Genomic DNA, 12,150 nt, shown 5'->3' with positions numbered 1-12,150 from the left:
CTGATAAGGAGTAGAGCCTGATGTTCCAGAATGTTGATGCTTATGCTGGTGATCCTATTCTTTCGCTGGCTGAAGAATTTAAAAAAGATCCTCGTGCGGAAAAAATTAATCTGAGCATTGGGCTGTATTACGATGAACAGGGTGTGACTCCGCAATTGCAGGCGGTGGCTACCGCCGAAGAACAACTTAGAGCATTGTCACAGACTGCTTCTCTTTACCTGCCAATGGAGGGATTGGAATCCTATCGTCTTGCAGTTCAGGAACTGTTATTTGGTAAAGATCATCCGGTGTTGAAACAGCGGATAGTGGCAACGATTCAATCATTAGGCGGTTCTGGCGCCCTTAAAATTGGTGCTGATTTTTTGCATCGCTATTTCCCTGATTCAGAAGTGTGGTGCAGTGATCCAACTTGGGAAAACCACGCAGCTATTTTTGCGGGGGCTGGTATTAAGGTGAACTATTACCCTTATTTTGATACACAAACTAAAGGGGTAAAATTCAATGAAATGCTGGAAACATTCAGGAAATTACCGGCAAAAAGCATTATTGTGATGCACCCTTGCTGCCATAACCCAACAGGATCAGATCTGACTTATGATCAATGGGATCAGGTTGTTCAGATTGTTAAAGAGAGGGAATTACTGCCATTCCTTGATCTTGCTTATCAGGGGCTTGCAGATGGTATAGAAAAAGATGCTTATGCCATTCGTGCTATGGCGACAGCCGGTTTGCCTTGTTTGGTGAGCAACTCTTTCTCCAAGATATTTTCTATGTATGGTGAGCGAGTAGGTGGCTTATCTGTCATTTGTGATGATGAACAGACCAAAGAGCGGGTCTTGGGGCAGTTAAAAGCGGGTGTGCGTCGCGTCTACTCTAGCCCACCGAATTTTGGTGCACAGGTTGTGGCGAAAGTACTGACTGATCCTGCTTTGAAGACACAATGGTTGACAGAAGTTGAACATATGCGCTTGCGTATTTTGGAAATGCGCACGATGCTGGTGGATGCTCTGAAAACTGCATTACCAGAGAAAAACTTTGAATATTTTCTGAAACAAAGAGGGATGTTCAGCTATACCGGTTTTAGCCAGAAACAGGTGGATCGCTTGCGCCAAGAATCTGCTGTTTATTTGGTCGGTAATGGCCGAGTCTGTATGGCGGGTGTCAACCATCATAATGTTGAACGTATTGCGGAAACATTTGCGGCGGTAAATAAGTAATAAATTTTAATGTAAATGATCTGTTATTGATGATAATAATTGGCAGGTTCGTAAAATAGCAGTAGATCCCTCTTTAGAAGCGCACTATGTATGTTGCGCTTTTTCCTTTCTCTGACTTTAATTATTTTATTGATTTTTAATGTTTTTATTATAGTGTTTTTTCGGCCTGCAATTATTAGTCAAACTAGTAACCAGTATCACCAATCTTAAATGGTGTTTATTATTACATAAATAATGATAATCATTATTACTTGAGATAAATCTGTTTTTATTCTACTTTTCTGTCTGCATATACAGTAATTCTGTGTGCTTTTTATTTGATGAAAGAGGAGAAAGAGATGAATGAGGGAGATAAAAAGGGCCATGATCGTGATATGCAGACGATAGAGAGCGTAGGCAGTAAAGGAGGAGATGGAGAGGCTCTAGCCAATCATGACACAATGACTGTGACATCAGGTCGCAAGTCTGATCGAGGATGGGGAGGTGGCAGTGGAAACTCAGGAGATCATGAACGGATTGACCGCACAGGAAAAAAAGATGGGGGAGTAAATTTATCCTTGTTTCCAGAGGCGCAGGCATCAGCAGCTATTGGTGCTCAACCGATGAACATTTCTGTCATTGATGGACTGTGGGGATTTACATTATTTCGAAAACAGATAGCCAGTGCTGTAAGTTCGACATTAACCCGATTGGGCAGTGTTGCATTAGACGCCGCACCTTATGTGGGACGTTTTGCTGGTGTGGCAGTAGGAGCTATGTGGCCTCGTGACTTGGGAATACCTGAAGATGAAAAGTTTAAAGCAGAACGGCAGAGGATGATTATTCAGGCAATACAAGCCAGTCAGGTCACAAAAACGCCTGTGTCCCAGTTAGCCACAATGTCCAGCGTGGTTACTGATATTCAAGTACAGGATGTCATTGAGAAAGATAAACAGACATTGGCAATTGTTAGAACACCAGCTAAAACTGTGAGTGTTCCTGTGGTTAAAGCGGTAAAAACTAAACGGCAGAATGTCTTCACCGCAAAAGTGGTTCCGAGTATGCCTCCAGTGCATATCAGAATAAGTGATCCCCCAAGAAAAAATATATTTAGTAAAAAAGAGGTAACACCAGTAGCTGATGTGCCGGTTAAACCATATACACCAGCACCGGTTAAAAATACAGTGGATGCTATCGTCTATTTTCCTGCTGGGTCAAATGCCGAGCCGGTGTATGTTTCAGTGACGACAGTATTGAGTGCGGAGGAAGCTAAAAAGCAGGCGGCAGAGGCGAAGCGGCAACAGGAAGCGTGGAAGAAAGCACATCCTGTTGAAGCAGCGGAACGGCAGCTTTATGAAGCAGACCAAGTATTCAAACCGCTTGATAAAATTTATCAGGAAAAGCAGAAAGCGTTAAATCAGGCAAAAAGTACACCAGAAGGAAAAGCACTAGCAGATCCTATAAAGAGTCCACTTGTTTTTACAAAGGATATTGAGCTAAATGGGAAGAAACTTAAAGTAGAGATAAAAACGGATAGTAAAAAAGGCTTGGATATTCTTTTAAAAGAAGGCGTAAAAGCATACATGCTTGCTATGACGCGTTCAGATTTTAAGAAATTGCAGGGTATAAAAGATCCCAAAGAAGCTCAATTGCAATCAATTGCAGCACTTTTAAAAGCAGTACACTTTGAACGTTTTGGTCGTCGGTTGTTAAATGCTCATAAGATAATAAATCCAGCGCAAAATGAATTTAACATTGCAATGGAAAACCGTAAAAAAGCGGAACAGGCAAAAGTTGAAGCAGAAAAGAATCGGGATAAGGTAAAAGAAGAAAACAGGAAAAAACGTAAAGGTGTTAAAGAGGCCGGTCATGATTATTATCCAGCTCCAAAGACTGAAGAAATTAAGGGGCTAGGTGAATTAAAAAGAGGTCCCCAAAAAACACCAAAACAGAATGGAGGTGGAAAACGTAAACGATGGATTGGTGAAAAAGGCCGTAAAATTTATGAGTGGGATTCTCGGCATGGTGAACTTGAGGGTTACAGGGCTAGTGATGGCCAACATATAGGTGTTTTTGATCATGAAACAGGTAAGCAATTAGCAGCGGCTGATCCAGAACGTAGTATTAAAAAATTTTTATGAGGTAAGTTATGGGATTAAAATTAAACATTGCATGGTTTGATAGAAAAACGGAAGAGTTTATTGGTGAGGAATATTCTGGAGATCTGGGCGATGATGGTTCAGTAATAGAAAAATTAGGGCTTCCTATTGAAGATAATATTAATAATGGTGGGTTCGATGTAAAAAAAGAGTGGGTACCAACACTTGAATCATATTTTAAAAATAAAATTGAAACAGATAAATATTGGTATCAGGTATCTTTTGACTACCGAGATAAATGGTAATGAGGCCGTAATTTAAATTTAGTTATTCACTTAAACCTCGCTGCGGCGAGGTTTAAGGTTATTCTATCGTGATGTTTAAATGGCAATAAGTTCCAGATGCTTGCCTAAGGCATTTAACGCATTCGCTATAGTGTCAATTTTAGTACTATGACCTAATGACACTATACGTTGGATTTCTTGCGGTCGGGTGCCTAGTAACCGTGCAAGCTCCGCATTGCTTGTTCTTGTTTGAAGCATCGTATTCAACAGCAAAACTTTAGCCGCTATACTAGCCGGTACTTCGACAAAAGCTTCTCCTTCAAGCGACGGTGCTGGTATTTTGCGCCGGTCTTCAAAGTAGAAATCAAATGCAGTAACCAGAGCATCCCGCGCCATAGCTAACGCTTCTTCTCTGGTATCTCCACCTGTTAAGGCTTCAGGGATATCTGGGAACATCACAGCCCAACCTGTTTCGTCATGTTCGAATTTTACTGGGTATCGCATATTTTTACTCAGTGAAGTTATGCGAGTAACCAGCCCCTTAGGGCCTGTTTGTTATTTGATGCCTAGCTGTTTTAATATTGCTTTCCTTAGTGGTTCTGGAATTTCTTTACTAGGGTGCCTTGGCATCGTGGTTTGCTTACCATTCAAGAAAACTTTCAGATGATTAATCCCATCTTTAAATTCTGCTCCTTGAGCTTTAAGCCACCGGCGAAACTCGCTTTGCTTCACTGCCTCCTCCGTTTGTTTAACTTGAAAACAAATATAAACATTTTTGTTTATAGACGCAAGGGTTTTATAAACATTTTTGTTTATAGGTGTAATAGAGTTATACGTATTTTTATTTTTTCTTTAATAGGATGAAGTTTAACGTGGGAATTGTTCTAGTCGCAGAGTGTATAGCCTGTTCGCGGATAATTCCGGCTATGGAATACATTTTTTAATGTGAAACAAATCAAATTTTCATGAAACGTATTTCAAATGGAAAAAAATGATCCTGACTATTTTAAGGTATACCCAAACATTTGTTAGGTTTAGATAAGATTTTGCTTATTACTTTGTTTTATTAAATCTATTTCCAGAGTGAGAGGCTAATTTATTATCAATGTACTGGGATAAATTTTTTTCAGTGGCGTTTAACTTGATGGCGATCACATAAAACAGGGTTAAAACTCGGCAATCCATTCTTACGATCGTTCTCCCAACTTCATCATAAAGATAAAAAATTCCTCTTTACTGTTTTACATTTCGCACATAAAAAAACGTGTGTTTAAAAACAAACAAGTGACCAAAAATGACGAATCGGGAAAAACAAATATTGCACCTTCTGAGACGAGATCCATTGATCCCACAGCAAGAAATTGCCGATATTTTAGGTATAAGTCGCTCTGGTGTCGCTGGTCATATTATGAATTTAATGAATAAGGGATATATAAAGGGGAAAGGTTATATTTTATCTGATCACAATTATGTGGTGACTATTGGCTCTATTAATATGGACATTTGTGGTTATGCATCTGCTAAATTAATCTATGAAGATTCTAACCCAGGAAAAGTGAAATGCACACCTGGTGGTGTAGGCAGAAACATTGCCCAAAATATCGCGCTATTGGGTAAAGAATGTCATCTTATTTCTGTTGTTGGCGATGATTTCTATGGTGGTACTTTATTGGATCAGGCCAGATGCGCAGGTGTTAATGTCGACTATTGCTATAAGCTTTATGGTGAAAATACCTCGACATATATCTCTTTATTAGATGACGGTGGTGAGATGTTGGTTGCCATCAACGACATGCATATTTTGGAAAAACTGACGCCATTGTTGTTAGCAAGTCATTATGATCTTATTCAGCACGCCAGCGTACTGGTTATTGATTGCAATTTATCTGAAGAAGCTTTGGTTTGGTTGTTAACTAATGCCGGAACAGTACCGGTATTTGTGGATACAGTATCCGCATTTAAAGCACCTAAGATTAAAAACTGGCTTTCCTATATCCACACTTTAAAACCTAATTGTCTGGAGGCGGAAGCACTGAGTGGAATGAAAATCAACCAACCTACCGATGTTCCGGCAGTGGCGCGGTGGTTTCACGATCAAGGTGTACAGAGGTTGGTACTGAGCATGGGCGTAGAAGGGGTCTACTTTAGTGAAAATAATGGTGTGGAGGGGTGGTCACTTCCCATCAGTATTAAGATTGTCAATGTAACAGGTGCCGGCGATGCCATGATGGCCGGACTGGTGAACTGTTGGCTGGAAGATATGACGCTGGCAGAAAGTGTTCGTTTTGCTCAAGGGTGTTCCGCTCTTACATTATCTTGTGAATTTACCAATAATCCAAACCTGTCAAATGGCAGCGTCCGAAAACTATTGGAATTACGATCATGAAAAATCACGCTATTGGAAATGAATATCTGGATGTTTCCCCGGAAGTTGCAGAAGCTTTAGCAGATAACCAACCCGTTGTAGCGTTGGAATCTACGATTATTGCTCAAGGGATGCCTTATCCGCAAAATGTAGAAATTGCGTTACAGGTTGAGCAAAAAATCAGGGAAAATGGCGCTATTCCTGCAACGATAGCTGTTATCAATGGGCACATGAAAGCCGGTTTGTCCCATGAAGAAATAGAACTTTTGGGCAGTGAAGGCTATAAGGTGACTAAAGTCAGCCGCCGTGATTTACCCTTTGTGGTCGCTGCCGGAAAAAATGGTGCGACCACCGTTGCCTCTACCATGATTATTGCAGAAATGGTGGGGATTAAAATTTTCGCTACCGGTGGCATTGGTGGTGTGCATCGTGGAGCAGAACATACTTTTGATATTTCAGCCGATTTGCAGGAGTTGGCGAAAACCAGTGTTGCGGTAGTCTGTGCGGGTGCTAAATCCATTCTGGACCTTGGTCTGACAACAGAATACCTTGAGACTCACGGTGTACCATTAATTGGCTATCAGACCCACTCTTTACCGGCATTTTTCTGCCGTACCAGTCCATTTTCTGTCAATATTCGCCTGGATTCTCCAGAACAAATAGCCCAAGCAATGGTGATAAAATGGGATACCGGATTACAGGGGGGATTAGTGATTGCTAACCCAATCCCTGAGCAGTATGCCATGCCGGAAGCGGAGATCAATGCCGCAATTGAACAGGCGGTGCACGAATCCATTGAGCAAGGAATGAGTGGAAAGGAATGTACGCCGTTTTTGTTGGCTCGAGTGGTTGAGTTGACCGGAGGCGATAGTCTATCTGCCAATATTCAGTTGATACTCAATAACGCTGAACTGGCGGCGAAAATTGCTTGTTGTTATTGGGCAAATCGTACATGAAGTCAGTTTCGGAAATTTACTGGCAGAAAACAGCGGGGCTCAACTGAGCCCCTATTTGCGAATTAGGCTTTTTTCTTCAATATCGGTTTCAGGAAACGAGCAGTATGTGATTTCTCACATTCAGCGATTTCTTCTGGCGTACCAGAAATCAAAATTTCACCGCCACCGCTTCCTCCTTCAGGACCAAGATCCACGATCCAGTCAGCGGTTTTAATCACATCAAGATTATGCTCAATAACCACAATGGTATTTCCTTGATCGCGTAACTGATGCAAAACCGCCAATAATTGCTGAATATCAGCAAAATGCAGACCGGTTGTTGGTTCATCAAGAATATATAACGTCTGTCCAGTTCCACGTTTAGATAGCTCACGCGCCAATTTTACCCGTTGTGCTTCACCACCTGACAACGTCGTTGCTGATTGCCCCAGACGGATATAAGAAAGACCGACATCTATCAGTGTTTGCAGTTTGCGGGCCAGAGCAGGAACAGCATCAAAGAATTCACGGGCTTCTTCGATCGTCATATTCAGGACTTCATTGATATTCTTGCCTTTATATTTTACTTCCAGTGTTTCGCGGTTATAACGCTTACCTTTACACTGATCGCAAGGGACATAAATATCAGGCAAAAAGTGCATTTCTACCTTAATAACGCCATCACCCTGACAAGCTTCACAGCGTCCACCTTTAACGTTAAAACTGAATCGTCCGGGTGTATACCCACGGGTGCGGGATTCAGGTACGCCTGCAAACAACTCACGGACTGGCGTGAATACACCGGTGTAAGTTGCAGGGTTAGAGCGGGGAGTTCGGCCGATCGGACTCTGGTCAATATCAATCACTTTATCGAAATGCTCCAATCCTTGAATATCAATATAAGGAGCAGGATTAATATTGGTTGCGCCATTCAATTGGCGTTGTGCAATGGGGAACAGCGTATCATTTATTAGTGTCGATTTACCGGAGCCAGAGACCCCAGTAATACAAGTGAATAATCCGACCGGCAGGTTGAACGTCACATTTTTCAGGTTATTACCTTTCGCGCCAATCAGCTTCAGTACCTTTTTGGGATCCGCCGCAATACGCTGCTCTGGGATTGAAATTTCCCGTTCACCACTCAGGAATTTACCTGTCAGTGAATCTTTGCTAATCATGATATCTTTAACTGTACCTTCCGCGACGATTTCGCCACCATGTACACCCGCTCCAGGGCCGATATCAATAATATGGTCGGCAGCACGGATTGCATCCTCATCATGCTCAACCACAATCACGGTATTCCCCAGATTACGCAAGTGAATCAGCGTTTCCAGCAGGCGTTCATTATCCCGCTGATGTAAGCCAATAGACGGTTCATCAAGTACATACATTACTCCCACCAAACCTGCACCAATCTGGCTGGCAAGACGGATACGTTGAGCTTCGCCACCAGAGAGTGTTTCGGCAGAACGGGAGAGCGTTAAATAATTCAGACCAACATTAACCAGAAATTTCAGGCGGTCACGGATCTCTTTCAGTACTTTTTCGGCAATTTGTGCACGCTGACCACTGAGCTTGATATTTTGGAAGAAGTCCATTGCATGGCCGATACTGAAATCCGAGATTTCCGGTAAAGTTGTATTCTCAATAAATACATAACGGGCTTCTTTGCGTAAACGGGTTCCGTGACAGGAAATACATGAGCGGTTGCTGATATATTTCGCCAATTCCTCACGAACGGCTGTAGATTCTGTCTCTTTATAACGGCGTTCCATATTATGCAGTACACCCTCAAATGGGTGGTTGCGTACTGTGGTATCGCCACGGTCATTGGTATATTTAAATTCAATGGATTGTTTACCGGAACCGTATAACACCACGTTCTGAATACTGGCGCTCAGGGAATTGAAAGGTGCTTCAATATCAAATTTATAATGGTTTGCCAATGAACACAGCATCTGGAAATAGTAGAAATTACGGCGATCCCAGCCCCGAATTGCCCCCCCTGCCAGAGAGATATCACCATTCTGGATGACTCTGTCAGGATCAAAAAATTGCTGAATGCCTAAACCATCGCAAGTTGGGCAGGCACCAGCTGGGTTGTTAAAAGAAAACAGGCGAGGTTCCAGCTCACTCATGCTATAGCCACATGCAGGACATGCAAAGTTAGCGGAGAAAATCAGTTCTTCAACTTTATTGTCATCCATATCGGCGACAATGGCTGTGCCACCTGAAAGCTCCAGCGCTGTTTCAAAAGATTCAGCCAAGCGTTGAGCCAGATCGGGGCGAACTTTAAAGCGATCAATGACCACCTCAATGGTATGTTTCTTCTGTAATTCCAGTTTTGGGGGATCGGACAGATCACAGACTTCACCATCAATACGTGCGCGGATATACCCTTGTGTTGCCAGATTATCCAGCAGCTTAGAGTGTTCCCCTTTGCGTTCTTTGACGATTGGTGCCAGCAACATCAGGCGATGACCTTCTGGCAGTGCCAGAACATTATCTACCATCTGGCTGACAGTCTGTGCTGCGAGTGGAACATCGTGATCAGGACAACGAGGTTCACCTACACGGGCAAACAGCAAACGCAGATAATCATGAATTTCGGTAATTGTTCCCACGGTTGAACGTGGGTTATGGGAAGTAGATTTTTGTTCAATGGAAATCGCCGGGGATAGCCCTTCGATATGATCAACATCGGGTTTCTCCATCAGTGACAGAAACTGGCGCGCATAAGCTGAAAGCGATTCAACATAACGACGCTGCCCTTCTGCATAAAGCGTATCAAATGCCAGAGAAGACTTACCTGAGCCGGACAAACCCGTGATAACTATCAGTTTGTCTCGGGGAATTATCAGATTGATATTTTTGAGATTATGGGTGCGTGCGCCCCGAACTTCGATGTTATCCATGAACCATTTCCCAGATTATTCGTACGTGCATAACTAATAATAAGTGCGTTATTATTACACAGAGTTGACTGATTAGATATACAGTAGTTAAGTGAAATAATGCAATAAGTACATATAAAGTACGGTAAGCTTCGCAAAGTCCGTTCTAATGTGGCTCTGTTTCATTTTTAGCATCGCATGTTAAACTGCATTGCTTATAATTGTAGAAATTCATTTCATCAGGAGTATTCCCAATGGCCAGCAGAGGCATAAACAAAGTTATTTTAATCGGCAACCTGGGGCAGGACCCAGAAGTCCGCTATATGCCAAACGGTGGCGCAGTTACTAATATTACTCTGGCGACTTCTGAAAGCTGGCGCGATAAACAGACCGGTGAGATGAAAGAGAAGACTGAATGGCATCGGGTTGTTTTATTCGGCAAACTGGCGGAAGTCGCGGGTGAATACCTGCGTAAAGGTTCACAGGTTTATATCGAAGGCGCACTGCAAACCCGTAAATGGCAGGATCAGAACGGCCAGGATCGTTACACCACTGAAGTGGTAGTAAACATAGGCGGTACCATGCAAATGCTGGGTGGGCGTGCGAGCGGCTCCCAAGATAACCAATCGCAAGGCGGTAGCTGGGGACAACCACAGCAGCCACAATCACAACAATCACAACAATCTCAGCAGTTCAGCGGCGGTAGTGCTCCTTCCCGTCCGGCTCAGTCCTTTGCTCCACAAAACAATGAGCCACCGATGGATTTTGATGATGACATTCCGTTTTAGGTGCGCCTTTTTGCTTTGTAAATCAAGTGGTTAACTAATGATTTTGAGTTAATCATAGGCTGTTGGAGCGCCTATTGCAAGCCTGACTTATCCTTACCCAGTAATGGGTTTGAACCTTGAAAGAGGGAGGGGAGTGTAGCATGTCAGGAAAAGGCTGGTTGCGGGGAAATAACCTACTTTGCGCCAGCCATTGCAAGTCCCATAGGGTTAAGCCTGATTGGTTGAATCATAGTTCATAGTGGGTTTCGGGATATCTATGACTCACGGTTATTCAGGAGTCATACCAATATTTATAGTAATTATGACTAGAAGGTTACTATATCCAACAATATTGGCACCTGCTCGGTGAGAGTGGTAATTGAACGTAAGTGGAACCTAAGTGGGACGCACCTTGACTACAAAGAAATACGGGATTACCTAAGTTGGTTAAGTAATTAACCAATATGGTAACGGAGACTCCGTAGTACCCAACGTAGCTCTGTAATGGAGTTGCAATTGGCTAACCAATCTGAAAAATATATATAAGTCGATAAGCAATTATCGGTGAAGCTATATTCGTAAGGGGGAAGGGAGTCAGTTGGATCTATACTAATAGAAGCGAGGTTCGATAGTCAGTGCTATCACAAAGAACACTCAATGCTCTAAGTGGTATAAACAAAGCCAGTACACAAGGTTATAAGATCAAGAAGCTGCACAAAATAATGTGTAGCAATAAAGATCTTTGGGTGCAGGCCTATGCCAATATTTATTCTAATCAGGGAGCCATGACGAGAGGAATAAATAATAATACGATGGATGAAATGAGCGTGGACAGGATTATTAATCTCATTCAGCTTATAAACTCAGATTCGTATAAACCCAAACCTTGCAGGCGCACGCACATACCTAAAGATGCGCGAAAGCCGAATGGAAAGAAACGTCCGTTAGGTATTCCAACAGGAGACGATAAATTAATACAGGAAGTAATGAGGATGTTACTGGAAGAAATCTATGAACCGGTTTTTAGCGACTGGAGCTATGGATTCAGGCCTAAGCGTTCCTGTCATTTTGCATTAAAAGAAATCAGAAACGGTTGGAAAGGAACAAAATGGGTATGTGATGTTGATATCAAAGGTTACTTCGACAACATTGACCACGATCTGCTGCTGAAATTCCTGAGTAAGCGGATCGCTGATAACAAATTTCTGGCGCTTCTCAAGAAGTTCCTGAAAGCTGGCTATCTGGACAACTGGCGTTACTTTGGCACCCATAGCGGGACACCACAAGGCGGTATTATCTCCCCTATTCTTGCCAATGTATTTCTCCATGAACTTGATGAGTTTATGAAAAATAAAATCAGCGAGTTCGGTAAAGGGGAACGGAGGAAACCCAATCCTATATACAAAAGAGCACTACAGAACCGAGCAAATCGTATTAAATGGATCAGGCAAGGTTTCGGCGCTTCAGGAATGCCTGCTGATGAGCAGAAAATCCAAAAATGGAAACATGAAGCGGATGAACTGGAGAAAAAATTGCGCACGCTATCCAGTGTTATTATGGATGATACTGAATTCAAAAGAATGCGGTATGTTCGATATGCTGATGAT

At 42.5% G+C, this 12,150-nt stretch carries 10 protein-coding genes; 7 read left to right on the top strand and 3 right to left on the bottom strand.

The annotated features are described in order from the left end of the window. Positions 1-20: 20 nt before the first annotated feature. The 3 genes from ACGF7G_RS15790 to ACGF7G_RS15780 all read left to right on the top strand — a co-directional run bounded on the left by ACGF7G_RS15790 (position 21) and on the right by ACGF7G_RS15780 (position 3,600). The gene (locus ACGF7G_RS15790; RefSeq protein ID WP_387466728.1) at positions 21-1,217 is read left to right on the top strand and encodes an aromatic amino acid transaminase; all 1,197 of its coding nucleotides are present in this window, start codon (positions 21-23) and stop codon (positions 1,215-1,217) included. A 338-nt stretch (positions 1,218-1,555) separates the two neighbouring features. Then, entirely contained in the window at positions 1,556-3,337 is a 1,782-nt protein-coding gene (locus ACGF7G_RS15785) for a colicin-like bacteriocin tRNase domain-containing protein (protein ID WP_387466727.1), read from the top strand. Between the two features lie 8 nt (positions 3,338-3,345). Further along, positions 3,346-3,600, top strand: coding sequence for a cloacin immunity family protein (locus ACGF7G_RS15780; RefSeq protein ID WP_133816372.1), 255 nt, complete (start codon positions 3,346-3,348; stop codon positions 3,598-3,600). Between the two features lie 75 nt (positions 3,601-3,675). Here the strand turns inward: ACGF7G_RS15780 and ACGF7G_RS15775 are convergent, their stop codons facing one another. Next, entirely contained in the window at positions 3,676-4,083 is a 408-nt protein-coding gene (locus tag ACGF7G_RS15775; protein ID WP_046974212.1) for a type II toxin-antitoxin system HicB family antitoxin, read from the bottom strand. A gap of 51 nt (positions 4,084-4,134) precedes the next feature. Then, a complete protein-coding gene (locus tag ACGF7G_RS15770; protein WP_387466724.1) occupies positions 4,135-4,311 on the bottom strand; it encodes a type II toxin-antitoxin system HicA family toxin in 177 nt (58 codons plus the stop codon). Between the two features lie 562 nt (positions 4,312-4,873). Here ACGF7G_RS15770 and ACGF7G_RS15765 point away from each other — a divergent pair. Beyond that, a complete protein-coding gene (locus ACGF7G_RS15765) occupies positions 4,874-5,965 on the top strand; it encodes a PfkB family carbohydrate kinase (protein WP_387466722.1) in 1,092 nt (363 codons plus the stop codon). Then, positions 5,962-6,900, top strand: a complete 939-nt coding sequence (locus ACGF7G_RS15760; protein WP_133816375.1) for a pseudouridine-5'-phosphate glycosidase — start codon at positions 5,962-5,964, stop codon at positions 6,898-6,900. The genes ACGF7G_RS15765 and ACGF7G_RS15760 overlap by 4 nt, the downstream gene beginning before the upstream one ends. Positions 6,901-6,962: 62 nt before the next feature. Here the strand turns inward: ACGF7G_RS15760 and uvrA are convergent, their stop codons facing one another. Next, a complete protein-coding gene (uvrA, locus tag ACGF7G_RS15755) occupies positions 6,963-9,797 on the bottom strand; it encodes an excinuclease ABC subunit UvrA (RefSeq protein WP_387466720.1) in 2,835 nt (944 codons plus the stop codon). Positions 9,798-10,030: 233 nt separating this feature from the next. On the opposite strand from uvrA, the gene ACGF7G_RS15750 reads away from it, so the two are divergent. Both ACGF7G_RS15750 and ACGF7G_RS15745 read left to right on the top strand, forming a co-directional pair. Then, entirely contained in the window at positions 10,031-10,564 is a 534-nt protein-coding gene (locus ACGF7G_RS15750) for a single-stranded DNA-binding protein (RefSeq protein ID WP_387466718.1), read from the top strand. Between the two features lie 614 nt (positions 10,565-11,178). Further along, positions 11,179-12,150: reverse transcriptase domain-containing protein (locus ACGF7G_RS15745; RefSeq protein WP_387466716.1), on the top strand; the 972-nt coding region annotated here is incomplete at its 3' end.

It is taken from the genome of Photorhabdus sp. RM323S (assembly GCF_042879375.1).
Taxonomy (GTDB): Bacteria; Pseudomonadota; Gammaproteobacteria; order Enterobacterales; family Enterobacteriaceae; genus Photorhabdus; species Photorhabdus tasmaniensis.
The sequence above is the reverse complement of the archived record's forward strand: the minus strand, read 5'-3'. Positions and strand labels throughout refer to the sequence as shown.

Coding starts and splice junctions, on each gene's coding strand:
- ACGF7G_RS15790 (WP_387466728.1), top strand. CDS start 21: ATGTTCCAGAATGTTGATGCTTATGCTGGTGATCCTATTCTTTCGCTG.
- ACGF7G_RS15785 (WP_387466727.1), top strand. CDS start 1,556: ATGAATGAGGGAGATAAAAAGGGCCATGATCGTGATATGCAGACGATA.
- ACGF7G_RS15780 (WP_133816372.1), top strand. CDS start 3,346: ATGGGATTAAAATTAAACATTGCATGGTTTGATAGAAAAACGGAAGAG.
- ACGF7G_RS15775 (WP_046974212.1), bottom strand. CDS start 4,083: ATGCGATACCCAGTAAAATTCGAACATGACGAAACAGGTTGGGCTGTG.
- ACGF7G_RS15765 (WP_387466722.1), top strand. CDS start 4,874: ATGACGAATCGGGAAAAACAAATATTGCACCTTCTGAGACGAGATCCA.
- ACGF7G_RS15760 (WP_133816375.1), top strand. CDS start 5,962: ATGAAAAATCACGCTATTGGAAATGAATATCTGGATGTTTCCCCGGAA.
- uvrA (WP_387466720.1), bottom strand. CDS start 9,797: ATGGATAACATCGAAGTTCGGGGCGCACGCACCCATAATCTCAAAAAT.
- ACGF7G_RS15750 (WP_387466718.1), top strand. CDS start 10,031: ATGGCCAGCAGAGGCATAAACAAAGTTATTTTAATCGGCAACCTGGGG.